At 72.8% G+C, this 26,497-nt stretch carries 21 protein-coding genes, 2 tRNA genes and 1 pseudogene; 9 read left to right on the plus strand and 15 right to left on the minus strand.

All coding sequences use genetic code 11. From position 1 onward, the window contains the following. Positions 1–59 precede the first annotated feature (59 nt). From HHX30_RS18780 to dusB, 6 genes are all read right to left on the minus strand, one after another. On the minus strand, positions 60–1,016 hold the full coding sequence (locus HHX30_RS18780; protein WP_211592187.1) for a TAXI family TRAP transporter solute-binding subunit: 957 nt from the start codon (positions 1,014–1,016) through the stop codon (positions 60–62). Continuing rightward, positions 1,013–2,944: a TRAP transporter fused permease subunit gene (locus HHX30_RS18785; protein WP_169983265.1), complete on the minus strand. Its 1,932-nt coding sequence runs from the start codon at positions 2,942–2,944 to the stop codon at positions 1,013–1,015. Before HHX30_RS18785 ends, HHX30_RS18780 begins: the two co-directional genes overlap by 4 nt. A 257-nt stretch (positions 2,945–3,201) precedes the next feature. After that, entirely contained in the window at positions 3,202–4,719 is a 1,518-nt protein-coding gene (locus HHX30_RS18790) for a DUF6297 family protein (protein ID WP_311922580.1), read from the minus strand. Continuing rightward, positions 4,716–5,342 (minus strand): heme ABC exporter ATP-binding protein CcmA, encoded by a 627-nt coding sequence (gene ccmA, locus HHX30_RS18795; RefSeq protein ID WP_169983266.1) that lies wholly within the window; start codon positions 5,340–5,342, stop codon positions 4,716–4,718. The genes HHX30_RS18790 and ccmA overlap by 4 nt, the downstream gene beginning before the upstream one ends. A 67-nt stretch (positions 5,343–5,409) precedes the next feature. After that, entirely contained in the window at positions 5,410–5,547 is a 138-nt protein-coding gene (locus tag HHX30_RS18800; RefSeq protein ID WP_169983267.1) for a hypothetical protein, read from the minus strand. A gap of 3 nt (positions 5,548–5,550) precedes the next feature. Next, positions 5,551–6,663 carry a tRNA dihydrouridine synthase DusB gene (gene dusB / locus HHX30_RS18805; protein WP_169983268.1) on the minus strand — a complete coding sequence of 371 codons (1,113 nt, stop codon included), beginning with the start codon at positions 6,661–6,663 and terminating at the stop codon, positions 5,551–5,553. 102 nt (positions 6,664–6,765) lie between these two features. On the opposite strand from dusB, the gene HHX30_RS18810 reads away from it, so the two are divergent. From HHX30_RS18810 to HHX30_RS18830, 5 genes are all read left to right on the plus strand, one after another. Then, positions 6,766–7,428, plus strand: coding sequence for an ACT domain-containing protein (locus HHX30_RS18810; RefSeq protein WP_169983269.1), 663 nt, complete (start codon positions 6,766–6,768; stop codon positions 7,426–7,428). A 54-nt stretch (positions 7,429–7,482) separates the two neighbouring features. Further along, positions 7,483–7,554 (plus strand) — tRNA-Gly (locus HHX30_RS18815). Positions 7,555–7,584: 30 nt separating this feature from the next. Then, a tRNA-Cys gene (locus HHX30_RS18820) sits at positions 7,585–7,655 on the plus strand. Positions 7,656–7,848: 193 nt separating this feature from the next. Continuing rightward, on the plus strand, positions 7,849–9,096 hold the full coding sequence (locus HHX30_RS18825) for a serine hydrolase (protein ID WP_169983270.1): 1,248 nt from the start codon (positions 7,849–7,851) through the stop codon (positions 9,094–9,096). A 206-nt stretch (positions 9,097–9,302) separates the two neighbouring features. Next, positions 9,303–10,064 carry a hypothetical protein gene (locus HHX30_RS18830; RefSeq protein ID WP_211592188.1) on the plus strand — a complete coding sequence of 254 codons (762 nt, stop codon included), beginning with the start codon at positions 9,303–9,305 and terminating at the stop codon, positions 10,062–10,064. Between the two features lie 61 nt (positions 10,065–10,125). On the opposite strand, the gene HHX30_RS18835 is transcribed toward HHX30_RS18830, so the two are convergent. The 5 genes from HHX30_RS18835 to HHX30_RS18855 all read right to left on the minus strand — a co-directional run bounded on the left by HHX30_RS18835 (position 10,126) and on the right by HHX30_RS18855 (position 14,321). Beyond that, positions 10,126–10,890, minus strand: a complete 765-nt coding sequence (locus HHX30_RS18835) for a phosphatase PAP2 family protein (protein WP_169983271.1) — start codon at positions 10,888–10,890, stop codon at positions 10,126–10,128. Further along, on the minus strand, positions 10,874–11,647 hold the full coding sequence (locus HHX30_RS18840) for a phosphatase PAP2 family protein (protein ID WP_169983272.1): 774 nt from the start codon (positions 11,645–11,647) through the stop codon (positions 10,874–10,876). Before HHX30_RS18840 ends, HHX30_RS18835 begins: the two co-directional genes overlap by 17 nt. Next, a complete protein-coding gene (locus HHX30_RS18845) occupies positions 11,644–12,648 on the minus strand; it encodes a YihY/virulence factor BrkB family protein (RefSeq protein WP_169983273.1) in 1,005 nt (334 codons plus the stop codon). Before HHX30_RS18845 ends, HHX30_RS18840 begins: the two co-directional genes overlap by 4 nt. A gap of 234 nt (positions 12,649–12,882) precedes the next feature. After that, on the minus strand, positions 12,883–13,605 hold the full coding sequence (locus tag HHX30_RS18850; RefSeq protein WP_169983274.1) for a hypothetical protein: 723 nt from the start codon (positions 13,603–13,605) through the stop codon (positions 12,883–12,885). Between the two features lie 167 nt (positions 13,606–13,772). Next, entirely contained in the window at positions 13,773–14,321 is a 549-nt protein-coding gene (locus HHX30_RS18855; RefSeq protein ID WP_169983275.1) for a TetR/AcrR family transcriptional regulator, read from the minus strand. 87 nt (positions 14,322–14,408) lie between these two features. Here HHX30_RS18855 and HHX30_RS18860 point away from each other — a divergent pair, with 87 nt between their 5' ends. Beyond that, the gene (locus HHX30_RS18860) at positions 14,409–15,332 is read left to right on the plus strand and encodes an LLM class F420-dependent oxidoreductase (protein WP_169983276.1); all 924 of its coding nucleotides are present in this window, start codon (positions 14,409–14,411) and stop codon (positions 15,330–15,332) included. Here the strand turns inward: HHX30_RS18860 and HHX30_RS18865 are convergent. Further along, a pseudogene (locus HHX30_RS18865) lies at positions 15,326–15,607 on the minus strand (VOC family protein); the annotation flags it as partial. The gene HHX30_RS18860 and the pseudogene HHX30_RS18865 sit on opposite strands and share 7 nt — an antisense overlap. Positions 15,608–15,638: 31 nt before the next feature. Further along, positions 15,639–16,328 carry a peptidoglycan editing factor PgeF gene (gene pgeF / locus HHX30_RS18870; RefSeq protein WP_169983338.1) on the minus strand — a complete coding sequence of 230 codons (690 nt, stop codon included), beginning with the start codon at positions 16,326–16,328 and terminating at the stop codon, positions 15,639–15,641. Positions 16,329–16,386: 58 nt separating this feature from the next. Here pgeF and HHX30_RS18875 point away from each other — a divergent pair, with 58 nt between their 5' ends. Beyond that, positions 16,387–17,427 (plus strand): zinc-dependent alcohol dehydrogenase family protein, encoded by a 1,041-nt coding sequence (locus tag HHX30_RS18875; RefSeq protein ID WP_169983277.1) that lies wholly within the window; start codon positions 16,387–16,389, stop codon positions 17,425–17,427. On the opposite strand, the gene glgA is transcribed toward HHX30_RS18875, so the two are convergent. Next, entirely contained in the window at positions 17,411–18,595 is a 1,185-nt protein-coding gene (gene glgA / locus HHX30_RS18880; RefSeq protein ID WP_169983278.1) for a glycogen synthase, read from the minus strand. The two genes, HHX30_RS18875 and glgA, sit on opposite strands and share 17 nt — an antisense overlap. A 4-nt stretch (positions 18,596–18,599) precedes the next feature. Between glgA and glgC the strand changes: the two genes are divergently transcribed. Next, complete coding sequence (glgC, locus tag HHX30_RS18885) at positions 18,600–19,907, plus strand: glucose-1-phosphate adenylyltransferase (RefSeq protein WP_310741920.1); 1,308 nt, start codon at positions 18,600–18,602, stop codon at positions 19,905–19,907. Positions 19,908–20,001: 94 nt separating this feature from the next. Next, positions 20,002–20,856 (plus strand): phosphotransferase, encoded by an 855-nt coding sequence (locus HHX30_RS18890; protein WP_169983280.1) that lies wholly within the window; start codon positions 20,002–20,004, stop codon positions 20,854–20,856. Between the two features lie 55 nt (positions 20,857–20,911). On the opposite strand, the gene HHX30_RS18895 is transcribed toward HHX30_RS18890, so the two are convergent. After that, positions 20,912–26,218 (minus strand): non-ribosomal peptide synthetase/MFS transporter, encoded by a 5,307-nt coding sequence (locus HHX30_RS18895; protein WP_169983281.1) that lies wholly within the window; start codon positions 26,216–26,218, stop codon positions 20,912–20,914. Between the last annotated feature and the right edge of the window lie 279 nt (positions 26,219–26,497).

A 26,497-nucleotide genomic window follows, 5' to 3' on the forward strand; every position in this document is an offset into this window, starting at 1 on the left:
TCGGCGGGCGCCGTGGACGCCGCTCGCCGACCGGAGGCAGGGCTCCCTCCCGACCGCCCTCAGCCGTAGAACCTCCTCGCGCCCTCGTGGAGCGGCACGGGGTCGGTCCTGGGCGCGTCGGCGAGGGTGATCTCCTTGGCCGACACGTGCACCTTCTCCAGGTCGGCCTTGTGGTCGAAGATCAGCCGGGTGAGATCCTCGGCGAGCTTCGCGTCCATCGCCGCGTTCACCACGAGCAGGTTCGGCACGACGATGGTCGGCACGTCGGACGGCGTGCCGTACGCGCCCTTGGGGATCGCGCCCTCGGCGTAGACGGGGCCGTGGGCGGCGCGCACGGCGGGCAGCACGTCGTCCAACGGCACGAAGATCACCTCGTCACGCATGCTCGTCACCAGGTCGGTGATGCCCGAGGTGGGCAGGCCGCCCGACCACACCAGCGCGTCGAGGGTGCCGTCCTTGAGCCCCTGCACGGTCTCGGGCAGCGACAGCGCCTGACGTTCGACGTCCTTGTCCGGGTCGAGCCCGGCGGCGGCGAGCAGCCGCAGCGCGATCACCTCCGTTCCCGAGTTCGGCGATCCCGTGGACACGCGCTTGCCGCGCAGGCCGGCGACGGATTCGATCCCGGCGTCGGTCCGCGCGATCACGTGGGTGTAGTTGCCGTAGAGCCGGGCGAGCGCGCGGATCGGCTGCGGCGCGGTGAAGGCGCCGGTGCCTTTGACCGCGTCGGCGGCCGTGTCCGCGAGTGTGAAGGCGATGTCCGACTGTCCCCTGACCACGCGCTGGATGTTCTCCACGGAGGCGCCGGTGGCCTCCGCGGTCGCCCGGTGGCCCGGCAGGTGCTTGTCGATCAGCTCGGCGAACCCGCCGCCCAGCACGTAGTAGACGCCGGTGGTGTTGCCGGTGGCGATCGACAGGCGGGTGCCGCCGCCTTCCCGCTGCGCCGACCGGTCGCCCCCGCAACCGCCGGCCAGCAGTGCCGCGGTGACGGCCAGCACCGTCACGAGCCTGAACCTCACAGTCGCGCCTCCCTGTGTCCGCGGACGAGGTGAACGGCGAGCGCCAGGACCGCGGCGCCCAGCCCGGCCAGCACGGGCCCGGGCGAAAGGACGAGCAGCAGGACCGCGGCGATCGCGCACAGGCCCCGCTCGACCGGTCCGGCGGGGCCGGCGATCCAGCCGCCGGTGGTCACCGCGAGAGCGGCCACTGCGAGCGCCGACACGGCCGCGGCGAGCAGGACCTCGCCGATCGGGCCCTGCGCCAGCAGGGCCGCGCCGGGCGGCGTGAGCACGAACGCGAACGGCACGAGGAACGCCGGGAGCGTGTACTTCCAGGTGGCCCACATCGTGCGGTGCGCGTTGCCGCCCGTGATCGCCGAGGCGGCGAAGGCCGACAGCGCCGTCGGCGGGCTCACCTCGGACAGCACGGCGTAATAGAAGATGAACATGTACGCCTCGGCCGCCGTCACGCCGAGGTTCAGCAGCGCGGGTCCGATGATCACGGCGGCGATGACGAAGGACGCCGTGACCGGCACGGCCAGCCCGAGCAGCAGCACGGCCAGCGCGCAGGCGACGGCGGTGACCGCGAGGTTCCCTCCGGACAGGCCGACGATCAGCGAGCCGGCCTTGAGCCCGAGCCCGGTGAGCGTGACCACGCCGACGATCGTCCCCGCCGCGGCGCAGGTGACCGCGACCGGCAGCACCCCCGTCGCGCCCGCCGCCAGGGCCCGTACGGCACGGCGCGGCGTCAGCCGGTTCTCCCTGTCGAGGAAGGACAGCGCGAAGGCCAGCAGCGTGGCGTACACGACCGCCCGGAACGGCGACTGGCCGAGGGCCATCAGAATGATGATCACGAACAGCGAGCTGAAGTGGTAGCCGAAGCGCCTGATCAGCGGCCAGGGACGGCCCGCGTCCACCGGCACCGCGTGCGTGCCGTACCTGCGGGCGTCCATCTCGATGGCGAGGAAGACGCCCAGGTAGTACAGGACCGTCGGGATCGTGGCGTAGACGAGGACGGTCAGGTAGCTCACCCGCAGGTACTCGGCGATGATGAACGCCGCCGCGCCCAGCGTCGGGGGCGACAGGATCGCGCCGATGCCCGCCGCGGCCAGCACTCCCCCGGCCTGCTCCCGCGGATAGCCGGCCCGGCGCAGGATCGGCCAGGCCACGCTGCCCACGCTCACCGTGGTGGCCACGCCGGAACCGCTCACCGTACCGAGCAGGAACCCCGCGAGCGTGACGGTGCGCCCCGGTGCGGAGCGCGAACGGCGGAACGCCGCGAAGGAGACGTCCACGAAGAACCGTCCCGCCCCCGAGTGGTCGAGCACCGCGCCGTAGATCGTGAACAGGATGATGTAGGTCGCGGCGACGTCGAGGGGCACGCCGTAGACGCCCTCCGTGCCCATCGTGAACGCCGCCACGATCCGGTCCAGGTCGTAGCCCCGGTGGCCCAGCGCCCAGTCGGCGGGCAGGTAACCGCCGTAGTAGGCGTACGCCGCGAAGACCGCGCACACGACGGGCATGATCCAGCCCACGGTCCGCCGGCACGCCTCCAGGAGCAGCAGCGTGAGCAGCGCTCCCGCCGCCACGTCGAGCGGCGTCGGCGCGTACGCCCGGCGGATGAGGTCGTCGAAGACCACGAGCGGATACGCGCAGACCGCCAGGGACAGCGCCGCGAGCACCCAGTCGAGCACGCCGGGCCGGTCCCGGCCCCCGCGCCGCGCCTTGTAGCAGACGAACGCCAGCGGCAGCACCACAGCGAGGAACACCATCCGGTACGGCAGGACCGGCCCCGGCCGGAAGGTCTGGTACAGCGCGTAGAGCGACAGGGCGAGCGCGACGATCGTGACGAGTGCCGCCGGGCGGCCCGCAAGGCGCCGGGCGGGACGCTCCGCGTCGAACTCGGCGACGAGGTCCTCCGCCGACGTCTCGTGCCGGGTCTCGGTCACGCGCCTCCCCTGCGGTGCGGCAAGCCCTTGACCGCAAGGTACGCCGATGTTGACTTCTTGTTGTCACAATTCAGATCACAGTCCGGTCACGGACCGTAGCACCCTTCTCACCCACGCCTGCCGGTCACGAGGAGGGCCAGTGCCAGGGCAGCACGGCGTAGGCCGTGCACACGGCGAAGGCCGCGCCCGCCGGCAGGAAACGCGGCTGCTTGGTCATCGCCGCCTACGAGTCCGGGCTCGTGGGCCGGAACCGGTGACTACCCGCGGGCTCTCCTGACGGACCGCAGGACGAAGGCGGCGAGCACCGCGGCCCCGGCGACGGCCTGCGCCGCGACGTACGGCACGACGTCGGCGGGCCGCGTGACCAGCGCCGCCAGCGCGGGCAGGGACCCCAGCAGGGCGACGTCCGGCCCCGTCGCCGCCCAGACGAGCGGGCCGGTCGGCACCGCGCCGCCGGGAGTGTCGATGACCGGCATGGAATGGTCGACGGGCCGGCGCCGGGCCATCCGCAGCGCCCCCGCCGCCAGCGCGGGCGCGGCCGCCGGGCCGAGCGCCCACCATGCCCCGGCGGGCAGTGCGCCCGCGGCCTGGAGGCCCGCCAGGGCGAGCGCCGACCAGGCCGCGGCCAGCAGCGCGGGCAGCACCGCCCGGGCGGCTGTCGCGGCTCTGCCGTCCACGGCCAGCATCCGGGCCAGGGCGGGGTCGCCACCATCGCGCCGGGCCCCTCCGGTGCACATCGCGGCGGCGGTCAGCGCCCCGCACAGCAGCACCCCGGCGGCCGGCGCCGAGCCGCCGACGGCGTCCGCGCAGAGGGCGGGCAGCGCCGCCACACCAAACAGCGCCGCCAGCCGGCCCGGTCGCCTGCCCACCCGCAGCCACTCCTGCCACGCCAGCGCGGCCGCCGGGCCGAGCCGCGACACCAGACGGGGCCAGGGGCGGGAGCGCAGTGCCCGGCCGCGCCAGTGGACGTCCTCCGCGACCCAGGTGAGCATCCCGGGATCCAGCATGGTCGCAGCCGAGGTCACCCGCGCCGTCCGGGTGGAGGAGGCCAGGATCCGGCGGGCGGGGATGCGGTCGAGCGCCGCCCAGGCCCGCCGTGCCAGGAAGGCGGCCACCACGGAGGCGACGCCCGCGACCGCCGCGCCCAGGGACGCGGGTGCCTCGGCGACGGCGGCGAGGATCCGCCGGCCGGGGCCCGAGCCGGACACGGCCGTGAGCACGGCCACCGAGAACATTCCGGCGATCAGGAACTGCAGCCGGGTGTCCGCCGCCGGGGACTGCTGGCCGAGCACCGCCGTGGCCATGCCGCCCACGCCCGCGGCGACGCCGAGCGCCAGCGCCGCCGCGAGGCGCACGCCGAGCTCGCCGGGAGCTCCGAAGACCGACAGCGCCGCGAGCCCGAGCGCCGCCCCGGCGAGCACCGCCGCCGACAGCAGGAGCAGCGCCGTACGGCTCAGCACGGCCCGGCGGGGCAGCGGCGAGGTCACCAGCCATGCGGCGTCCGCGGCGGGCAGCATGACGGGGCCGAACGCCCGCGCCAGGGCGAGGAACCCCGCGTACGCCGCCGCGACCAGCGCGAGCCCGGCGCCGAGCCGCGCCGGATCGGCGTGCCGGGCCAGCCCCGCGAGCGCCTCGGCGACCGGGCGGCCGAGCACCGCGGCGGCGACGAGCAGGCCGAAAACGCTGGTGTACCGGTCCGACCAGGTCGCCGGCCGCCCACGGTGAGCGCGCAGGTAGGCGAAGGCGGGATGCGTCCGTGCGGTCGCCGGGATCACGACGCCGCTCGCAGCGTGATCACTCGGGCTGCCGTGTCCCGCGCGAGCAGCGCGTCGTGGGTGGCCATCACGACCGTGCCGCCCGCGGCGGCGTAGCCGCGCAGGATCGCCGCGAGCCGCCGTCTGAACCCGGCGTCCAGGCCGCGCTCCGGCTCGTCGAGCAGGAGCAGGCGGCTCGGCCGGAGCAGCGCCATCGCCAGCGACAGCCGCTGCCGCTGGCCGGTGGACAGCGACAACGGGGCGAGATCGGCCCTGGCGGTCAGCTCGAATGTCTCCAGCGCCTCGCCGACCGTCAGGCGGGCGTCCCGGTGCACGGCCTCCATCAGCTCGAGGTGTTCGCGGACGCTCAGGCCCGGATACCAGGCGGGCTCGTCGCCGGCCTGCACGACGTGCCGCCAGAAGTCCGGCAGGTCCGCCGGCGGCCCGCCGAGGACGTCGATCTCGCCGCGCGGCGAGGGGTGCAGACCGGCCAGGCATCGCAGCAGCGTGGACTTCCCGACGCCGTTCTCCCCCATGACGGCGACGATCTCACCCGGAGCCGCGGTGAGGTCGACGCCGCGCAGCACGGGCACTCCGCCCAGGTCCAGCCCCACCCCGCGGGCCGTGATGATCGCGTTCGCCATGCCCAGAGCCTACGTGCGCGCGCTCACACGCGGTCGCGGGGGACGGGAGCGGCCGTAAGGTCCGTCCTCACGGGTGGATGAGCAGCCGTCGTCCGATTCCCTGGGGCACCGGGTAGACCCGTTCCGGCGGCAGCAGCCGCTGGGCCTTCGCCGCCTGCCCGCTCTGCACCAGGCTCGCGATCCTGCGGACCCGTGGGGTGGACACGCCTCAGCCGCCGGAGGTGGGGTCCTCGGCTCCGGCGCCGGGGATCGTCATGTCGTCGGGGTCGTCGAGCCAGCCGTGCGGCAGCGACACCTTGGACCGCTCGCCGCTCTTGCCGCGGGGGCCGTCGGCCTCGTCCGGCCAGGGCTGGTCCGCGTCCAGTTCGGCGACCCGCTCGGCCATCTCGGACAGCCCGGTGACGGAGGTGAGGGCGCGGCGGGTCTCCGCCCCGACGACGAAGCCCTTGAGATACCACCCGACGTGCTTGCGGAAGTCGGCCAGCCCGTGGCGTTCGCTGCCGATGACCTCGCAGAGCAGCTCGGCGTGGCGCAGCATCATCGCGCCGACCTCTCCGAGGCGGGGACGGGTGCGCTCGGCCGAGCCGCGGAAGGCCAGGTCGAGGTCGCGGAACAGCCACGGCCGGCCCAGGCAGCCCCGGCCGATCACCACCCCGTCGCAGCCGGTCTCCGCGACCATGCGCAGCGCGTCGTCGGCGCTCCAGATGTCGCCGTTGCCGAGCACCGGGATCTCCGGCACCGCGTCCTTCAGCCGCTTGATCGCGTCCCAGTGCGCGGTGCCGCCGTAGTGCTGGCGGGCCGTACGCGCGTGCAGGGCGACGGCGGCGAGGCCCTCCTCGACGGCGATCCTGCCCGCCTCGACGTAGGTCAGGTGGTCCTCGTCGATGCCCATGCGCATCTTCATCGTGACCGGCAGCGGCCCGGCGCCGGCCACCGCCTCGCGCAGGATGGCGCGCAGCAGGTTCCGCTTGTACGGCAGGGCCGACCCGCCGCCCCTGCGGGTGACCTTGGGCACCGGGCAGCCGAAGTTCAGGTCGATGTGGTCGGCCAGGTCCTCCTCGGCGATCATCCGCGCGGCCTTGCCGATCACGGCGGGGTCGACCCCGTACAGCTGGATGCTGCGGGGCGACTCCTCCGGGCCGAACCGGATCATCTGGAACGTCAGCGGCACCCGCTCGACCAGCGCCCGGGAGGTGATCATCTCGGACACGAACAGGCCGCCGCCCTGTTCCCGGCAGAGCGTGCGGAAACCGATGTTCGTGATGCCCGCCATGGGAGCGAGCACCACCGGGGGCCAGACCTCGAGCGCGCCGACTTTCACACGTTCATTTTCCCCGCTGCCGGCTGTGAACCGTACAAGATCGTGGACGTGGAGCTTTTGCCCCGGATAATCTGACCTGGACCAACGGTGGGGGAGGTCGTCATGCTGTTGCGGCTGAGAATCGCCTTGCCGGATCGTCCGGGCTCGCTGAGCCACGTGACCGGGGCCCTGGGGGCCGCGGGCGCCGACATCACCCAGGTGACGGTGCTCGACCGGGGCGACGGCCGCGCCCTCGACGACTTCACCGTCTACTGGCCCGACTCCGCGCCCCGCGAGGATCTCGTACGGGCCCTCGAGGACATGGACGGGGTCCAGATCGAGGGCATCTGGGGCACCAGGGAGGCGCCCGGCACCTACCCGGAGCTGGAGATCCTGAAGTTCCTCGCCACTGCGGGCGACCGCGCGCTCGGCACGCTGATCGACTCCATGCCGGTGCTGTTCAGCGCCGACTGGGCCGCGGCGGCGACCGAGAAGGACCCGCGCGTCACCGTGTACGCGAGCTGGCGCGCCCCCGAGGACATCCCGTTTCCGAAGGAGACCCCGCCCAGGCCGACGTCCACCACGCTGCCGTCCGGCCTGCACGTGATCGTCGCACCGCTGCCGCCGCTGGCGTTGGCGCTGATGCTCGCCAGGGCGGAGGGGCCGGCCTTCCACCGCAACGAGGTGCACCGGCTCACCCGGATCCTGGAGATCTTCCTGACTCTGCCCGCGATCGAGCGGGGAGCCGACCGCGTCTTCCGCAGAGCGACCGCCCGGCCGTTCTGAGTACACACTGGGGGCGAAAACCCGGTACAGTAGCCACGTCGCCGCGAGGCGGACGCGGAAGTGGCTCAGTGGTAGAGCATCACCTTGCCAAGGTGAGGGTCGCGGGTTCGAATCCCGTCTTCCGCTCCGAGAGGTCACGAATGCGGGCCTCGCTCTGGTGGAGTGGCCGAGAGGCGAGGCAGCGGCCTGCAAAGCCGCGTACACGGGTTCAAATCCCGTCTCCACCTCTTTTTTGCGATCCGGTTCCGGGGTCGGCGTCGTATGTCATTGGACGCACGGGATCTACACCTCCACGATTGTCGTCCCTCGCTCCGGGCTGTGCCGACGCGCATGTGCCGGTCGATGGTAGAGCTGGCACCACCACGGAAAGGCGTGCCTGCACTCTCGATGCGGGCTCCCGTCCCCAGCAGGATCGTCGCCATGACCGATCACACGACCGATCACACGACCGACCGCGTCCGTTCCCGCCGATGGATCCACCTGTCGGCCGCCGTGCTCGCCTTGACGTACGGCCTCGCCGCCCCCCAGGGCACGGCCCATGCCGAGAACACCGCCGACGCCGAGAACACCGCCGACGCCGAGAACACCGCGCGGGCCGGGGACACCGTGAAGGCCGGGGATACCGCGCGGCCCGATGACACCGTGCAGGCGTCGCTGGACACCCTTGTCCGGTCCGATGGGTTCCCCGCCGCGCTAGCCTCCGTACGCGGCCGTGACGGGCGTGTGCGCGACTACACGGCCGGGGTCGCCGACCTCCGCACCAGGGCGAAGGCGCCGGTCGACGGCTACGTCCGCATAGGCAGCAACACCAAGACGTTCACCGCCGTCGTCGTGCTGCAGCTCGCCGGCGAGGGCAGGGTGAAGCTCGACGAGCCGATCGAGACCTACCTGCCCGGGCTCATCCGCGGCAGGGGCAACGACGGCCGCCGCATCACCGTGCGGCGGCTGCTCCAGCACACCAGCGGCCTGCCCGACTACACGGCCTTCCTCGTCAAGGACCCGCTCTCCCACCGGAACACCTATATGCAGCCCCGCGAGGTGCTCGACCTGGCGCTGAAGGAGAAGGCGCACTTCACGCCCGGCGCGAAGTGGGAGTACAGCAACACCAACTACCTGGTCGCCGGGCTGCTGATCGAGAGGGTCACCCGCCGCCCGCTGGCCGAGCAGATCGATCAGCGGATCGTCAAGCGGCTCGGGCTGCGCCACACCTACCTCCCGGACGCCGGCGACCGGCGTGTCCGCGCGCCGCATCCGAAGGGTTATCACCGCGACGACCGGGACGAGCCGTTCACCGACGTCACCGCCTGGGACCCCTCGCAGGCCTGGTCCGCCGGGGGGATGATCTCCACACCGAGGGACGTGAACCGCTTCTTCAGGGCCGTACTCGGCGGCGAACTGCTCGAACCCGATCAGCTGAGGGAGATGCGGACCACGGTGAGGGCGGATGGCCTCGGCAAGGGCGCGCGCTACGGCCTCGGCCTGGTCAGCACACCGCTGAGCTGCGGCGGCCTCGCCTGGGGCCACGGCGGCGACATCTTCGGCTACCACATGAGCAATGCCGTCACCGAGGACGGGCGGGCCGCCGCCGCCGCCGTCACCCGGCTGCCCGACAGCCTCCAGGCGCTCGGCCACGTCGACAAGGCCGTCGACGCCGCCCTCTGTTCCTGAGATCCCCGCGACGTTCCTGAGATCCCCCGCGACGTCCGCACCGCGCGCCGGTGACGGATTCGTACGGCCGCCACTGGTGTTCCGCCATACGGAGGACAAGTCGGAGTAAGGGTTCTTCTCAATGCCCCGTACCGGGCGCACACTGAAAGGGACACCATAGGCGATTTAGCGTGGAGTAGCTCGTGCACGGTCACATGCCCCCAGCGATGCCCATGCTGTCTCGTGGCAAGCATCGCAATCCCAGCAAGGGCGCCTGCTTCATGGAGTTCGCGTCCTACCTCGCAGGTGAGCGGTGGAGCGACCACCCGTCGTGCACGCACCCGCTGCTCGCCGGGCTCGCCCGGCTCGTCAACGACCACACCTCCGACGCCGCCCGGCCCCGGCTGGCCGAGCTGATCCCGTCGGTGATCGGGCTGACGGGAGACGATCCGCGCCTCGACGCGCGGATCGCCCTGTGCTCGGCCAGGGCCGCGCTGCCGGTCGTCGCGCACGAGCGCCAGCTCGCGATGGCGGTCTCGATCCTTTCGGGCGAGCACGTGCTCGCCGAACTGGAGGGCCGCCCGGTCCGCGACCTGAGCGAGCGCAGCAGGCAGGCGCTGGCCCAGGTGCCGGACGCCACCCGCTGGGCCTACACCTTCGGGCGCGGCGTACGGGTCTCACCCAAGGGCTTCCGCAGGTACGCCGCGCCGAACACCGTGCAGCTCGCGGTCCGGGGCATCGCCCAGGCGTGCGTGCCCGACCCCGATCCGCTGCTGCGGGATCTGCTGGCCGACGCGATCGACGACTGCTGGGCCCTGTTGCGCCCCGCCGCCGGAACCAGCGCCGAAACCGCCGCCGGAAGCACAGCCGGAACCATCGTGGGCAGCGCCTCCGGGGCCGGCACGGGGACCGCCGCCGAACCGGCTCCGGCCACGGTCGACCCCGCTCGCTGGGCGGACGCCTGCCGCCTCACCGGCGTGTCGGCCTGACCGCCCCGGCCACCGGCTCCCCCATTGGCGGGAGCCGGTCGAGCCCGGAGGTGGGAGCCGGTCAGGCCCGCGCGGCGCCGCGTACGGCCCGCCTCGAAGCGGCGCGTCGCGACGCCGTGAGCGGCCGCAGCAGCAGGGCCTGGGCGAGCACGACCACGCAGAAGATCCCGAGCACGTAGCCCCAGCTCACGTCCGTCAGATGGTGCATGCCCCGGTAGAGCCGCGAAAGGCCGACCGCCAGGGCCGCGCCTGCGCCGAGCAGCCACCACAGCGCCTTCAGGATCGCGTGGCGGTGCGTGTGCAGCGTCAGGACGAGCGCGGTGCCGCAGTAGAACGCCACGGCGGCGCTGGTGTGCCCCGACGGATAGCTGGACGTCGGCGGCGCGGGGTCGAGGTGCGGCACGTGCGGGCGGGCTCGCTGCGCGAACACGGTCGCGAGCAGGAAGATCGCCGACTGGGCGCAGACGGCGGCCACCAGGAAGACCGACTCCCGCCAGCGCCGGTAGACGAGCCGGAAGAGTACTGCCATGATCGCCGTCACCACGATGATCACAGGGGTGTCGGACAGCATCGAGGCGTAGTGGGTCACCTCGTTCCAGAACGGTGTGCGCTCCTGGGCGATCTCGCGGCTGACCGCCTCGTCCTGCGCGACGAGCGTCGAGTGCTCCAGGACCTTGGTGATCAGCAGGCCGAGCCCGAGGGTCACCAGGGCCATGAGCGCGAGCGGGAGCAGGATCCGCCGGCCCGCCTCCGCGGCGACTCCGTGAGGGGGCGCGGCGGACGACTCCCGTCCGCCGCGTGCCGGACGTTCACGAACGGTGGCCAATTCGTCCTCCTTGGGGGGTGATTTCCCTCTTCGCCTCCGGCCCGACGCCCTCGCGTAACGGCTGGGCCGGGCGGCGGCCCACATCCCGGCGGCGCCAGGTCTCGAACGCGGCGGCCGTGGCGGCCACCACGGCCACGCCGAACACCAGGCCCGCCGCCACGTCGCTGAACCAGTGCACGCCGAGCGCGATCCGGCTGAAGCCGACCGCCAGCGGGATCAGCACGGCGAGCGCCCAGGCGAGCGCGCGCCCCCGCTCGCGTACGAGGGGCAGGACGAGCAGCAGCAGGATCCCGGCCCCGAGCGTGGCGTTGACCGTGTGTCCCGAGGGGAACGACGCGCCGGGAGCGATGGCGACGGGGTCGGGCAGGCTGGGCCGGGCCCGCGCGACGACGACCTTCAGGGCGAGGCCGAGCAGTCCGCCGACCGTGAGCGTGGTGGCCGCCCACAGGGCCAGGTGGTAGGCGCGGCGCCAGACCAGCCAGGCGACCGCGGCGCCGACCGCGATCCGCCACGTCAGCGGCGCGAAGACGTCGCTGACGAGTTCCATCAGCCGGGCGAAGACCGGGTTGCCGACCGCGTAGACGTGCAGGTCCCGCGCGGCGCCCTCGTCGATCTCGGTGAGCGGGCCGAAGGAGGTCTTGACGAAGACCAGCAGCACCGTGAACGGCACCCCGATCAGCGTCACCGCCGCCACCGCCACCGTCAGCCGCAGACCGAGTCCGTGCTGGGGGTCGAACCGCCTGCGCCACCAGCTCATCGGCCACTCCCGACGGGCTGGTGCTCTCGCGCCGCGGCCGGGGCCGGGGCGGGGCCGGGGTCGGGTTCCGCTGGTTCGCCGCGCCCCGCGCGGCAGGCCTCCAGCTGCGCCGAGAAGGCCAGGCCGAGGAAGAGCGCCATCGAGCTGAGGAACGACCACAGCAGCAACGCCACGATCGCCGTGAGCGGTCCGTACGTCGCGCCGAACGTGCCGCTGCCGGCCGTGTAGAGCGCGAGCAGCCAGGTGAACAGCGTCCACAGCAGCACGGCGACCGTCGCCCCGACCGCGAGCCAGGTGTGGCCGGGCTGCTTGCGCCGGGGCGAGGAGCGGAACAGCACCGAGATCGACAGGACGGCCAGCAGGAAGCCGATCGGCCACCGCAGCCAGCCCCACAGCCGCTCGGTCGTGTCGCTCCAGCCGTAGGCGTGCGCGGCGGCCTCGCCGACCGCGCCGCCGCCGACCAGGATGACGAACCCGATGCTCATGAGCAGGCCCGCCGTGACGGCCATCAGCAGCGCCCTGCCGTACTTGGCGGTGAAGGGGCGGTCGCGCTCGATGCCGTAGATGCGGTTGGCTCCGCGTTCGAACTGGCCCATGGCGGTGGTCAGTGACACCAGCGCGGTCAGCAGACCGAGCCACAGGGCCAGCTTCCCTCCCGCGCCCGAGGCGTGGTGGCTCTGGCTGAGCGTCTCCTGGATCACCTGCGAGCCCGCGCCGGGGGTGAGCCGCCGCAGGGTGAGCTCCAGAAGCCGGCCGAGTCGTTCCTGGTTCAGCACCGAGCTCAGGCCCACGACGGCGATCGCTCCCGGGATGATCGCGAGGCAGGTCTGGAAGGCGAGGGCGCGGGCGTTGCTCACGCCGTCGCCGTATCTGAACCGGACGTACGCGTCACGGATGAGGTGCCAGCCGCCGTACCGCCGTATGGCGGCGTAGGCGTCGTCGGCCGACAGCTCGTCGCCGCTCATGCTCCTGGTCTCCGGCACCGGGGTCGCGGTTCCCATGTCAGTCCCTCACAGGTCGGGGGGGTGGGGACCCGCCGGAGGCCGGGTCGCGGGCCGGCCTCCGGTAGGTCCCCGCCGGCCCACCGACTACCCCGATCACGACGATTGGAACGCCAGGCCTACCAGAAGATCCCCTGGCCCCGGCCGCGGCGCTCCCGAGACGCGCCGGAGGACCGGCCCGACCGGGCCGGTCCTCCGTGTTCGCCGGTTATGGGAGGTTTCCTGCCCTCGGAGTCAGAGGACGGCGCAGCCGACGCGTACGGGGACCTTGGCCGACCAGCGGCCGGAGACGACGTCCTGCGCCTGGGCGTAGGCGTTGGCCGGCTTGCCCCCGAAGGCGCAGTCGAACACGCCGGTCTTCTTGCCGAAGCTCCCGGCGACGTACCCGCTGTGCGCGCTCGCGGTCACCGTGCCGCTCCAGTAGAGCTTGCCGCTGGTGTAGCGGATGTAGAGCCTGACCTGGCCGAGATTGAAGTGGTCGCCGTTGATCTTGAGGCGCGGGATGTCGTCGACGGAGGTGCTGGTGGAGGTGCCGTCGCCGTTGTCCACCGGCGGGACGGTGTAGCGGGTGATCCACAGCCTGGCCGAGACCTTGCGCTCGGCCGCCTTGCCGTTGTCGAGCTTGGCCTGCGCGCGGACGGCGGGGGTGACGCACACGTCGTCGCCGGTGAACGCCTCACGCCACACGTAGCCGGTCGTGCAGGTGTGCGGGCCGTACGGGCCCGAGGTCCAGCGGGACGCCTTGGCGGCGTTGTCGGCGAGGGTCCGGGTGCGGGTCGCGGAGGTCACGCAGACGTGGTCGCCGGGGCCGGCCTCGCGCCAGACGTAGCCCTCGATGCAGGTGTCCGGGCCGTAGTCGCCGCTCGCGGAGGCCGGCCCGGCCATGAGGGTGACGGGGACCGTGACGGCCAGACCGGAGATCGCGGCGGCGGCCAGACCGAGCAGGGTGCGCTTCATGACTGTCTCCTGAAGGTGCGGGTGAGGGTGCTTCCCGGTCTGGCCGTCGCCGCCGGGTCGGTACACCTCTTGTGATAGGCCCGCTCGCCTGCACGCCCCTTGCCGCAGGCTTACCGCAACCGCTGCAAGCCGCCCGCAAGCCCGCCGCCGGTCGCGTCGAGCGTCAGTCAGGTCCCGGCCCCGCGCGAGGCCACCCGTGGGGCGAGTCCGTCGAGGATGACGGTGGTCAGCGCGTCGTCCGGCCGGGCTCCGGGGCGGCACACGGCGACGCTGAGCAGCTCGACGACCTCGCGCGGGGTGATGTCGCCGCGGACGGCACCCTCCCGCTGGGCTCCCGCGGCAAGGTCTTCGAGCGTGGCGTCGAGGTCGCGTACGAGCGGGCCCAGCTCCGGGTGGGCCTCGGCACCGTCCGACAACGACTTGGTCAGAGCCAGCGGCAGGTCGGCGCCGCGCCGGACGCACGCCAGCAGCGCGTCCCACCGGCTCACCGGGCGGGCGGCGTGATCCCGCGCGGCCTCGATCAGGATCCGAAGCGCGCCGGCCGCGATCTCCTCCAGCAACGCCCGCCGGTCCGGGAAGTGGCGGTAGAGCGTACCCACGCCGAGCCCGGCCGCCTGCGCGATCTCTTCCATCGAGGCCTCCGGGCCCCGGGCCGTGAACAGGTCGACGGCCGCGTCCACGATGAGCGCGCGGTTGCGCCGGGCGTCGGCTCGCACAGGTCTCCCCCAACCGGAATTCAGAATTCACCTTATTGTAGAGTGCGTATACGGAATCGGAATCTCCGGTTCATATTAGGAGGCACGATGAAACTCGGAGTGGCCGCCGGAGGGATCGGCCTGAGCCTGGACGACGTGATCGGGCAGGTACGCGAGGCGGCCGAGGCCGGCCTCGACAGCGCTTACTTCAACCAGATCCTGTCGTGGGACGCCGTCCAGCTCGCGGCGCTCGCCGCCCGCGAGGTGCCCGGGATCGCCGTCGGCACGGCGGTGACCCAGACCTACCCGAGACATCCGCTGGCGCTCGCCGGGCAGGCGCTCACCACCCAGGCGGCCAGCGGCAACCGCTTCACGCTCGGCATCGGGCCGAGCCACGGGCCGCTCATCGAGAAGCACTTCGGCCTTTCGTACGACCGACCGGCCCGGCACATCCGCGAGTACCTGTCCGCGCTGGTCCCGCTGCTGCGGGGCGAGCAGGTCGACTACCACGGGGAGACGCTGACGGCGGCGGGGCGGGTCGAGGTGCCCGGCGCCGAGCCGCCGCCGGTCCTGCTGGCCGCCCTCGGGCCGGTCATGCTGCGGATGGCCGGCGAACTCGCCGACGGCGTGGTGACCGTCTGGACCGGCCCGGAGACGATCGCCGACCATGTGACGCCGGCGGTCACCCGCGCCGCCACGGCCGCCGGACGGCCGCGGCCGCGCGTCGTGGCCGGTGTGATCGTGAGCGTGACAGCCGACCCCGAGGGCGTACGGCGGCGGGTCGCGGAGTCCCTCGGAGCCGCGAGCGACCTGCCCAGCTATCGGGCGATCCTGGACCGCCAGGGCCGGTCGGGAGTGGAGGAGACGGTCGTCGCCGGGGACGAGTCGGCGGTCGAACGCACCGTCCGCGCCTATGCCGAGGCGGGCGCGACCGAACTCCTGGTGAGCCCCTTCGGGGACGAGCGCGAGCGGGCACGGACCCTCGGCCTGCTGGCCGCGCTGCGTGGGCGGCCAGCAGGCCGCGCTCAGTAGGACTGGAGCTCGACGAGGTTGCCGTCGGGGTCGCGCAGGTGGGCGGTGCGGCAGGTCGGTCCCCATTCGGGCCGGTCGCCCGGCGGCACCACGACCCGGCCGCCGCACGCCGCCGCCACGGCCGCGGCGCACTCGACGTCGTCCACGGTCAGGACCCGCATCGTCGCGCCGCCGGAGCCGTCGAGGCCGATGCCGGTCACACGTTCCGGCATCGACCGGTCGAGCAGCGCCAGCAGCGCCTCGGCCTCCCGGTCCCAGTTGGCGTACGGCCCGTCCTCCGCGCCCGGCGGCCGTCGCGGAGCGGTCTCAGCCGGCGGTGAGCCAGACGTAGCCGGCGAAGCGCCCGGTGCGCTGTTCCCGCCGGTAGGAGTAGAGGTCGGCCGTCTCGATCGTGCAGCGGTCGTCGTGCCGGACGTCGGCCACGCCGGCCCCGGCGAGCTGGGCCGCGATCCCCGCCCTGATGTCGAGCGCGGGCGTGCCCCGCCGGGTGCGCGACCACGTCTGCGGCACCCGGGCCGCCACGCGCTCGCGCAGGTCCTCCGGCACCTCGTAACACAGCCCGCACGCCGAGGGCCCGATCACCGCGACCATCCGCCCCGGCTCGGCCCCCCGGGCCGCCATCGCCTCGACCAGGGCGGGGACCACGCCCGCCTCGGTGCCGGGCCGTCCCGAGTGCGCGCCGCCGACCAGGCCGGCCACCGGGTCGGCCACCAGCACGGGCGCGCAGTCGGCGACCAGGACCGCCAGGCCGAGCCCGGGACGGTCGGTGAACACCCCGTCCAGCGCGGGCGGGTCGTCCCCGAACGGCCTTGTGGCGTAGGCGACGTCGGTCCCGTGGACCTGGCGCATGAACACCACCTGGTCGAGCCCGAACTCCGCGGCCGTCTTCGCCCGGTTCTCGGCGACCGCCGCGGGGTCGTCCCCTACCGCCCCGCCGAGGTTGCGCGTGCCGTACGGCTCGGCGCTCACGCCGCCGTGCCGGTCGGTGAAGGCCATCCGTATCCGGTCGATCGCAATCACCCGATTAGCGTACGGCCAGGGAAAGGAGCGTGACATGCGCGCGGTGGTGTACGAGGAGTTCGGCGGGCGGGCCGAGGTGCGCGAGGTGGCGGACCCGGTGGCGCCTCCGGACGGCGTGGTGATCAGGGTCGAGGCGACCGGGATGTGCCGCAGCGACTGGCACGGGTGGATGGGCCACGACGCGGACATCACCGTCCTGCCGCACGTGCCCGGGCACGAGCTGGCGGGGGTGGTGCACGCGGCCGGGCCGGGGGTCTCCGGCTGGCGGCCCGGCGACCGGGTCATGGTGCCGTTCATCTGCGCCTGCGGGAGCTGCCATGAGTGCGCCGCGGGCAACCAGCAGGTGTGCGAGCGCCAGACGCAGCCCGGTTTCACCCACTGGGGGTCGTTCGCCGAGCTCGTCGCGATCGACCACGCCGACGTGAACCTCGTGCGGCTGCCCGACGGCATGGCGTTCGCCACGGCGGCGAGCCTGGGCTGCCGCTTCGCCACCGCGTTCCGGGCCGTCGTCGAGCAGGGACGGGTCCGGGCGGGCCGGTGGCTCGCCGTGCACGGCTGCGGCGGGGTCGGGCTGTCGGCCGTGATGATCGGCGCCGCCGTGGGCGCGCGGGTGGTCGCGGTGGACGTGTCCCCCGCCGCGCTGGATCTGGCCAAGCGGTTCGGCGCGGCCGACTGCGTCCTGCTCGGCGAGGGCGGCTCTCCCGAGGAGGCGGCCGCGCGGGTCAGGGCGGCCACCGGAGGCGGCGCCGACGTCTCCCTCGACGCGCTGGGCGACCCCGCGACCTGCGCCGCGTCGATCGGCGGCCTGCGCAGGCGGGGCCGCCACGTGCAGGTGGGCCTGCTCCCCGGGGAGACCTCCCTGCCGATGGGCCGGGTGATCGCGCACGAGCTGGAGATCGTGGGCAGCCACGGCATGGCCGCCCACGCCTATCCCCCGATGCTGGAGCTGATCGCGGCGGGCGTGCTCCGCCCCGACCTGCTCGTCACCCGTACCATCGGCCTGGACGACGCGCCGGACGCGCTCACCCGGCCGGGCGCGTCCGCCGGCGTCACCATGATCATCCCTGGCGGGTGAGCGACGCGTAGAGCTCGTGGGTGCGCTCGGCGATCCGCCGCCAGGAGAAGTGCTCGATCGCCCGCACCCGTCCGGCCTCGCCCATCCCGGCGGCCAGGCGGGGATCGCCGAGCACCGTGTTGACCCGCTCGGCCAGCGCTCCGGCGAACGCCTCGGGGTCGTGCGGCTCGCCGTCCCCGCCCTGGTCGATCGGGACGAGCAGGCCCGTCTCGCCGTCGGCGACGACCTCGGGGATGCCTCCGGTCGCGGTCGCCACGACGGCGGTCTCGCACGCCATCGCTTCCAGGTTCACGATGCCCATCGGCTCGTAGACCGAGGGGCACACGAACACGGTGGCGTGCGTGAGGATCTGGATCACCTCGGGCCTGGGCAGCATCTCGGAGATCCACACCACGCCCTTGCGGGAGGCCGACAGCTCGCGCACGAGCGCCGTGACCTCCTCGGCGATCTCCGGCGTGTCGGGCGCGCCCGCGCACAGCACGAGCTGCGCCGCCGGGTCGAACGAGCGGGCCGCGTGGAGCAGGTGCACCAGGCCCTTCTGCCGGGTGATCCGCCCCACGAAGACGACGTACGGCACGGCCGGGTCGATGCCGTGCCGCACCAGCGCCTCGGTGCCCCGGGAGGGCGCGTACTCCTCGGTGTCGATGCCGTTGTGGATCACCCGTACGCGCTCGGCGGGGATCTCGGGGTAGGCCGTGAGCACGTCACGGCGCATGCCCTCGGACACCGCGATGATCGCGTCGGCCGACTCGAGCGCGGTCCGCTCCGCCCACGACGAGAGCGTGTAGCCGCCGCCGAGCTGCTCGGCCTTCCACGGCCGCAGCGGCTCCAGGCTGTGGGTGGTGGCGACGTGCGGCACGCCGTACAGCATCTTGGCGACGTGGCCGGCGAAGTTCGCGTACCAGGTGTGGCTGTGCACGACGTCGGCGCCCTCGCAGCCGGCGGCCATCTCGACGTCGACGCCGAGCACCTGCAGGGCGGCGTTCGCGCCCGACAGCCCCCCGGGGACCGCGTAGGCCCGCACTCCGGGCTCGTCGCGCGGGGCGCCGAAGCAGCGAACGCGCACGTCAGCCAGCCGGCGAAGCTCCCGCGCGAGGTACTCGACATGGACTCCGGCGCCGCCGTACACCTCGGGCGGATACTCACGGCTCAGCAGATCGACACGCATACGAGTGAGCTTAGAGTCCCCGATCCGCACTGTTTGCCGGTGTCCCTGGTGTTTGTTAGCCATTTCGCGGGTTAAGGTCCTGCCTATGAAGGTCCTGGCGATCGTGCTCGCTGGTGGTGAGGGCAAGCGGCTGATGCCGCTGACCGCGGACCGGGCCAAGCCCGCCGTGCCCTTCGGGGGCATCTACCGGCTCATCGACTTCGTGTTGTCGAACCTGGCCAACGCGCACTACTGGCAGATCGTGGTGCTGACGCAGTACAAGAACCACAGCCTGGACCGGCACATCTCCCGGACGTGGCGGCTGTCGTCGATGCTCGGCAACTACGTGACCCCGGTGCCCGCGCAGCAGCGGCTCGGGCCGCGCTGGTTCGCCGGATCGGCCGACGCGCTGTTCCAGAACCTGAACCTGATCTACGACGAGATGCCCGACCACGTGATCGTCTTCGGCGCGGACCACATCTACCGGATGGATCCCCGCCAGATGGTCGACCAGCACGTCGCCTCGGGCGCGGACGTGACCGTCGCGGCGATCCGCCAGCCCCTCGAACTGGCCGACCAGTTCGGCGTCATCGAGGCCGACCCCTCGGGCCGCCGGATCGTCGCGTTCCGCGAGAAGCCGAAGGACGCGGTGGGGCTGCCCGACGCGCCCGACCAGATCTACGCCTCGATGGGCAACTACGTCTTCAGGACCCAGGCGCTGATCGAGGCCCTGCGCGAGGACGCCCTCGACCCCAGCAGCAAGCACGACCTCGGCGGCAACATCATCCCGATGTTCGTCAAGAGCGGCGGCGCCGAGGTGTACGACTTCGCGGACAACGTGGTGCCCGGCTCCACCGAGCGCGACCGGGGCTACTGGCGCGACGTGGGGACGCTCGACGCCTACTACGAGGCCAACATGGACCTCATCTCGGTGCAGCCGGTCTTCAACCTCTACAACGACCGGTGGCCGATCTACACGGGCAACGAACCGCTGCCGCCGGCGAAGTTCGTGCACAACGAGGGCGACCGGGTGGGGCACGCGCTGGAGTCGCTCGTGTCGCCCGGGGTCATCGTGTCGGGCGGCACGGCATTGCGCTCGATCCTGTCCCCCGGCGTGGTGCTGCACTCCCACTCGCACGTCGAGGACTCGGTGCTGATGGGCTCGGTCAAGGTCGGCAGGGGGGCGATCGTCCGCAAGGCCATCATCGACAAGAACGTGGTGATCCCCGACGGCGCCCGGATCGGCTTCGACCTGGAGTACGACCGCCAGCGGTTCGCGGTGACCCGCAGCGGCGTCGTCGTCATCGGGAAGAACGAGATCATCGACCGCTGAGCCCTCCGGACGCGTCCGCCCTGCGTCGGTCGTGAGCTGTGGGCAGTCGGCCCGACTTTCCCCGCATCCTCCCTGAGCGCGGCAAAATGTGCGGATGGATCTCGACATCAGCGCGGTTTGTGATGCGTTCGGCCTCGGCCTGGCGGTGACGCGAGGACTGCGGGTGGCCGGCTACTACCACAACGAGGTGTGGCGGCTCGACACGATCACCGGCGCGTACGCCGTGAAGCGGCTGCCGCCGTCGGCCGCGCCCGCCGTGGAGATCGAGGCCTCCGCCTGGCGGGCGGGCATCCCGGTGCCCGAGCCGGTCCCGTCGCCCGCGACGGGAGCGTACGTGATCCCCATCGGGGACGGCTCCGTCAGGGTCCACCGCTGGCTCGACGGGAAGGCGCCCGCCCTTGACGATCTCAGCCCCGAGCTGTCGGCCGCGATGGGCGAGTTGGTGGCCGCCGTTCACACGGCCGGTCGTGCCATCGCTCCTCAGGAGCCACCGCGGGCGGACCCTTCCGGCGGCGACCCGGCCACGGATCCGGCGTCCGGACTGGCCGGCCTCGAGGCCGCGACCGCGCGACCGGCCGGCGTGGGCACCCTGACCATGTCCCACGGCGATCTGCACCCGAAGAACGCCCTGCTCCGGTTCGACGGCAGCCTGGCGATCATCGACTGGGACACCGCCGGTCCGTACGTCGCCGAGCAGGAGGCCGCGGGCATGGCCCTCGACTGGGCGGCCCGCCTCGACGGGAGCGTCGACTTCGACCGATTCGACGCCGCCGTGTACGGCTACCGCAAAGCCGGCGGCGACATCCCGGCGGAACCCTGGGTCTTCGGCGGCTGGGTGCGCGGCTATCTGGCCTTCCTCAACGGAGCCGGGCGAAACGAGCCCACCGGCACGCTCGCCCGGCTCCGCTGGGTCGAGGCCAACCTCGACGCGCTGACCCGGCGCCTCTAGGGAGTGTCTGGCAAATGCCGCCCGTCGCAGCAGGGCTTGATTTGCCAGACACGACTTAGGCGGCGGTGCGACGCTGGATGGCCTCGACCCCGACGAGGTCGTCGGGCAGCGCGTCCGGCATCTCGGTGTCGAGGCGGGCCAGCCGCCTCACCCGCAGGGCGCTGGCCGCCACGAGGAGCATGCCCAGCGCGCACACCAGATAGAGGAAGGCGATCCCACGGCCGGGGCCCACCCCGATCAGGGCGCCCACGGTCGAGGCGAGCGCCCCTCCCGGGGCCAGCATCGGGTCGAACAGCGCGGTGCCGAGCGGGGCGACCAGGCCGATGCCGACGGGCAGCGTCGACCAGGCGACCAGCGTGTTGAGCGCGAAGACCCGCCCATGGAACCGCGCGGGCACCTTGATCTGCACGATCGTGACGTAGATGCCGTTCATCAGCGTGAGGAAGTAGGTCAGCACGAACGCCCCCACGCCGACCACGACAAGCGACGGGGCGAGGCCGGTGACGACGCCGCCTGCCGCGATGGCAGCGGCGAAGGCCAGCACACCGCGGAACCGCCCGCGGCGCGGACCGCCCCACAGCGACATGGTCAGCCCGCCGAGCATGACGCCGAGCCCCGACACCAGCGAGATCACGCTGACGTCCTTGAGCGTGGCGAAGGAGAGCACCAGCGGCGAGACCAGCAGGAGCAGCGGGGACAGGAACACGTTGAGCACGGCGAAGAACACCAGCGTCGAGCGCAGGCCCCGGTCGTGCCACGTGTACGTGAAGCCCTTGGCGATCTCCGTGCCCAGCGGCTCGCGCGGCCGCCAGGGAAGCGTGTCGGGGAAGCGGACCAGCAGCACCGTGACGATGGCGAACGCATAACTCGCCATGTCGATCGCCACGATGCCGCCGAGCCCGATCCAGGCCAGCAGCCCGGCCGCGACGAGGGGGACGACGAGCTGCGCGACACCGTTGGTCATCTGGGTGACGCCGATGGCGTGACCCAGATAGTGCTTGGGCACGAGTTGCGGCACCGCCGACTGGTAGGCCAGACGTTGGAAGCTCGTCGCCATCGACAGGCTGACGATCAGCAGGTAGATCTGCCAGATCCGTACGTCGCCGAAGAGGAGCAGCCCGGCCAGCACGGCCTGGATCCCGGCCGAGGCGCAGTCGGCGAACAGCATCACGCGCCGCCGGTCCGCCCGGTCCACGATCGCCCCGGCCAGCGGGGAGATCAGCAGCCCGGCCAGGTTGAGCACGGCCAGCGTGGTGAACTGCCCGATCGAACCGGAGTCCATGAGGACGGTCAGCGGCAGGGCCCACCCGGTGAGCGCCGAACCGATCATCGAGAGCTGCTGCCCGGCGGAGATCGTGAGGAAGCGGCCCATGCTGGGCCGTACCCCGGGCGGGGCGGACCCGCGCGAGACCGCGTGCACCCACCACGAGGGGTTGCCCGAGCGGTCGGAAACCTCCATGTGGGTGTGGGTGCGCAGGGCGGCGGCCAGTTCCTCCGCGCGGTAGCGCAGGAAGTAGTGGCCGCCCTCGTCCAGTACGACGAGCGCCGTGACGTCGGTGAGGAAGCCCCACTCGCGGTAGCGCTCCGTGTAGAAGTCGGTGGCGGGGTCGCGCTCGCCGACCACCGAGATGATCGGAGCGCGTAACCGTGGCCGGTCCGGCGCGTCGAACAGCCCGGTGAAGTACTTCTCCGCGGCCTTGGAGTCGTGGCGCATCGTACGGATGATGCGGTCGGCCACGCTGGGATCAAGCTCCTCAAGGTCCACCCCACGGGCCTTGAGACGGTTGATATCGGTCTGGCTGCTTCGAAGGCGGTCGAACTCCCCGATTCTCGACAGTGCACGCATGAGCCCGCGCGGCCGGGCGAACGGGAAGATCGCCCCGACGTAGACGGCGTCCACCGCGTGGCCCGCCGCCTCGACCCTGGCGGCCAGCTCGACCGCGAGCGCGGCGCCGACCCCGCAGTGGCCGTAGATCACCAGGGGACCCTCGATGGCGAGGATCTCCTCGGTGGCGCGGGCGGCCAGCTCGGCGAACTCCATCGGTTCCTCGTCCAGGCCCACGTCGTGGCCGGGGATCGCGAGCGCGTACAGTGCCTGGTCGGCCGGCAGGGCGTCGGCCAGCGGCTGGTAGACCACGGCGCTGCCCGACCCGTACGGCACGCACACGTAGGTGACGCTCGCCGTACGTGCCGGGGTGAGCCGCTGGAGCAGCGGGCGCGGGCCGTCCTCGCCGGAACCGGCGTAGGCCGCCAGTTCGCGCACGGTCCGGTAGGTGAAGATGTCCACCAGCCCCACCTGCGCCGACCCGGCGGGGAGCGCCCTGCGGAGCTTCGCGACGACCTGGACGGCGAGCAGCGAGTGCCCGCCGAGATCGAAGAAGTCGTCGTCGGCCCCGATCCGCTCGGCCGCCAGCACGTCGGCCCAGACGGCCGCGACGGCCCGCTCGGTCTCGGTCTCCGGCTCGGCGTACGGCACGTCGGCCTGGACCTGCGGGACGGGCAGGGCAGCCCGGTCGAGCTTGCCGTTCGGCGTGAGCGGAAGGGCATCGAGCAGGACGAACATCGACGGCAGCATGTATTCCGGCAGCGTGCCCCTGATCGCCGCGCGCACCTGTGCCGGCTCGGGCACGGCGTCGCCCGTGAGGTAGGCGACCAGCCGGGGGTCGCCGGGCACGTCCTCGCGCACGATCACCGCGGCGTCCCGCACACCGGCCTTCTCGCGGAGCACGGCCTCGATCTCGCCGAGCTCGATGCGCAGGCCGCGCAGCTTGACCTGGCCGTCGAGGCGGCCCAGGAACTCGATCGTGCCGTCCGGCAGCCAGCGGGCCGCGTCGCCGGTGCGGTAGCGGCCTCCGGCGAACCGCTCGGCGGTCAGCTCCGGGCGGGCGTGGTAGCCGAGTGCGACGCCCACGCCGCCGATGTACAGCTCGCCGGGCACCCCCACGGGCACGGGCTCGCCGTGGCGGTCGAGCACGTGCAGCGTGATGTTCTGGATGGGTGAGCCGATCGGCACCCTCGCCCGGCCCGCCAGCGCGGACAGCGTGCACTGCCAGGCGGAGACGTCGACGGCCGCCTCGGTGGGGCCGTACAGGTTGTGCAGTTCGGCCGGGAGCGTGCGCAGGCAGCGCTCAGCCAGGTCGACGGGCAGTTCCTCCCCGCTGCACACGATGACGCGCGGCGAGGTGCAGGTCTCCACGCCCTCTTCGGCGAGGAACGCGCCGAGCATGGACGGCACGAAGTGCAGGACGGTCACCCGCTCGGCGTTGATCAGGTCACGCAGATACGCGGGGTCGCGGTGGCCACCGGGCTCGGCCAGCACAAGCCGCGCGCCGGTGAGCAGCGGCCAGAAGAACTCCCACACCGAGACGTCGAACCCGGCCGGTGTCTTCTGCACCACCACGTCGGCGTCGGTGAGCCGGAACCGTTTCTGCATCCAGTCGATCCGGTTGACGATGCCACGGTGGCTGTTGGGCACGCCCTTCGGCCGGCCGGTGGAACCGGAGGTGTAGATCATGTACGCGGCCGTGCCGGGCCCGCCCCTCACCCCGGGTGTGGTCGCCGGCAGCCCGTCCCATACGGCGTCCAGGTCGAGCGGCAGGATGACGGCGCCGCCGGTGACCAGCCGCTCGGCCAGGTCCTGCTGGGTCAGCACGACGGGCGCGCCCGAGTCCGACAGCATGAACGCCAGCCGGTCGGCGGGGTAGCCGGGGTCGAGCGGCACGTACGCCGCGCCGCTCTTGAGCACGCCGAGCAGTGCGGCGACCAGGTCGAGCGAGCGTTCGGCGCAGACCGCGACCAGACTGCCCGGCTCCACGCCGAGCCCCACGAGGCGGTGCGCGATCCGGTTGGCCCGCTCGTCGAGCTGCCGGTACGTCCACGACTGCCCGGCGAAGGTCACCGCGACGGCCTCGGGGGTGCGGGCGACCTGCTCCTCGATCAGGCCGTGCAGGGTGGCGGTGTCCGGGTAGTCCGCGCCGGTCGCGTTCCAGCCGGCGATCAGCGCGTCGTCGCCCGTCAGCGGCAGCCGGCTGATCGGGACGTGCGGGTCGCGCACGATCGCGCGCAGCAGGTCCTCGAACTGCCCGGCCATCCGGGCGATCGTGCTCTCGCGGAACAGCTCGGGCCGGTAGGTGAACGCGCAGTGCAGGCCCCCCTCGTCGGTGGGCACGGCGTACAGCTCCACGTCGTGCCTGGTCGACGTGGGGGCCAGCGCGAGGACCTCGGTCCCGTCGCCGGGGGCGAACTCGTGCATCGTGCAGATCGTGTCGATCAGGGGCGGCCTGCTGGTGTCCCGCGGCACGCCGAGGGCGTCGACGAGCTGGGCGAAGGGCAGTTCCTCGTGATCGAGCGCGGCGAGGACCGTGCCCCTGGTCCGGGCGAGCAGCTCGGCGAACGTGGGCTCGCCGTCCAGCCGGGCCCGTATCGCCAGCACGTTGACGAACATGCCCACGACGTCCTCGAACTCCGGTCTGCTCCGCCCGGCCACCGGCACGCCGACGGCGAAGTCGTCCTGGCCGGTCAGCCGGGAGAGCAGGACCTGGTACGCGGCCAGCAGGGTCATGAACGTGCTCGCGCCGTGGTCCCGGCTCAACGAGGCGACGCCGTCCACCAGATCCGGCGCGAGGGAGCGTACGTGGGTCGCGCCGTCGAGTGTCTGAAGCGCCGGACGGGGCCGGTCCGTGAGGAGTTCGAGGCGCGGCAGCCCGGCCAGCTCCCCGCACCAGTAGTCCAGCTCCCGGTCGAGAGACCGCTCACGCTGCCACACGGCGACGTCGCCGAAGCGTACGGCGGGCGCGGGCGGCTCCTCGCCGCGGCAGAGCGCGAGCAGGTCGCGCATGAGCAGGTGCAACGACTGGCCGTCGGCCACGATGTGGTGCACCAGCAGGGCGACGATGTGCTCGTCCTCGCCCTTGCTGACGACGACGCACTTGAGCAGCGGGCCCCGGGTGAGGTCCAGCGGGATGGCGGTCTCGGCGCCGATGAGCGCGATCGCCTCCTCGTCCGTGACCGCCGTGGTGCGGTTCAGCGGCACCTCCGTCGTGTCCACGACGTGGACGGCGGGCCTGCCCTCCTCGGTCGCCGGGAACCGCTGGCGCAGGCCCTCGTGCCGGGCCGGCAGCGCGGCGAGCGCGCGGGCCAGCCGGTCCTCGTCCAGCGGCTCACGTAACCGTACGGCGAGTACCAGGGTGTAGGTGGTGGTGCCCGGCGTGAACTGCTCCATGAACCACAGCGGCTCCTGGGCCGGGGACATCGGGGGTTCGACGCCCTCCGGGCGCCGGGGAATGGGATCGCGTGCGGAGCGGGCCCGCAACCTGCGTCGCAGCAGTTCTCGCTTGGCGTCTGACAGGTCAGCCACAGACATGTGACACGGCCCTTCGATGGCGTACAGGCGGACAAGTCACGCACGCAGTGAAATGATTTTGATTTTCGGCTTCATATCACGTAGGCCCCGTTTGGCGATCCAGGCGTTATGCGTCACCGTACGGCGACGGCACCGTGTCCGGGCGTAGGTGGTGGTGGTCAGAGCGGTTTCCGGTGACGATCGGCGCTCGCCGCACGTCTTGTCGCTGAAACTTTCACCCGGCGGGACCTCCGGCCGCGCGCGCCTACGAGGCGACCTACGGCCTGCCCGCTGAGACCC

The sequence above is a fragment of the Microbispora sp. H10836 genome (genome assembly GCF_012999525.1).
Taxonomy (GTDB): Bacteria; Actinomycetota; Actinomycetes; order Streptosporangiales; family Streptosporangiaceae; genus Microbispora.

Excerpts from the sequence above, each read along its gene's own strand:
- HHX30_RS18875 (WP_169983277.1), top strand. The coding sequence starts at position 16,387 with ATGCGCGCGGTGGTGTACGAGGAGTTCGGCGGGCGGGCCGAGGTGCGC.
- HHX30_RS18845 (WP_169983273.1), bottom strand. The coding sequence starts at position 12,648 with ATGGGAACCGCGACCCCGGTGCCGGAGACCAGGAGCATGAGCGGCGAC.
- HHX30_RS18850 (WP_169983274.1), bottom strand. The coding sequence starts at position 13,605 with ATGAAGCGCACCCTGCTCGGTCTGGCCGCCGCCGCGATCTCCGGTCTG.
- pgeF (WP_169983338.1), bottom strand. The coding sequence starts at position 16,328 with ATGGCCTTCACCGACCGGCACGGCGGCGTGAGCGCCGAGCCGTACGGC.
- HHX30_RS18825 (WP_169983270.1), top strand. The coding sequence starts at position 7,849 with ATGACCGATCACACGACCGATCACACGACCGACCGCGTCCGTTCCCGC.
- glgA (WP_169983278.1), bottom strand. The coding sequence starts at position 18,595 with ATGCGTGTCGATCTGCTGAGCCGTGAGTATCCGCCCGAGGTGTACGGC.
- HHX30_RS18810 (WP_169983269.1), top strand. The coding sequence starts at position 6,766 with ATGCTGTTGCGGCTGAGAATCGCCTTGCCGGATCGTCCGGGCTCGCTG.
- HHX30_RS18890 (WP_169983280.1), top strand. The coding sequence starts at position 20,002 with ATGGATCTCGACATCAGCGCGGTTTGTGATGCGTTCGGCCTCGGCCTG.
- HHX30_RS18840 (WP_169983272.1), bottom strand. The coding sequence starts at position 11,647 with ATGAGCTGGTGGCGCAGGCGGTTCGACCCCCAGCACGGACTCGGTCTG.
- ccmA (WP_169983266.1), bottom strand. The coding sequence starts at position 5,342 with ATGGCGAACGCGATCATCACGGCCCGCGGGGTGGGGCTGGACCTGGGC.
- HHX30_RS18860 (WP_169983276.1), top strand. The coding sequence starts at position 14,409 with ATGAAACTCGGAGTGGCCGCCGGAGGGATCGGCCTGAGCCTGGACGAC.
- HHX30_RS18895 (WP_169983281.1), bottom strand. The coding sequence starts at position 26,218 with ATGTCTGTGGCTGACCTGTCAGACGCCAAGCGAGAACTGCTGCGACGC.
- HHX30_RS18830 (WP_211592188.1), top strand. The coding sequence starts at position 9,303 with ATGCCCATGCTGTCTCGTGGCAAGCATCGCAATCCCAGCAAGGGCGCC.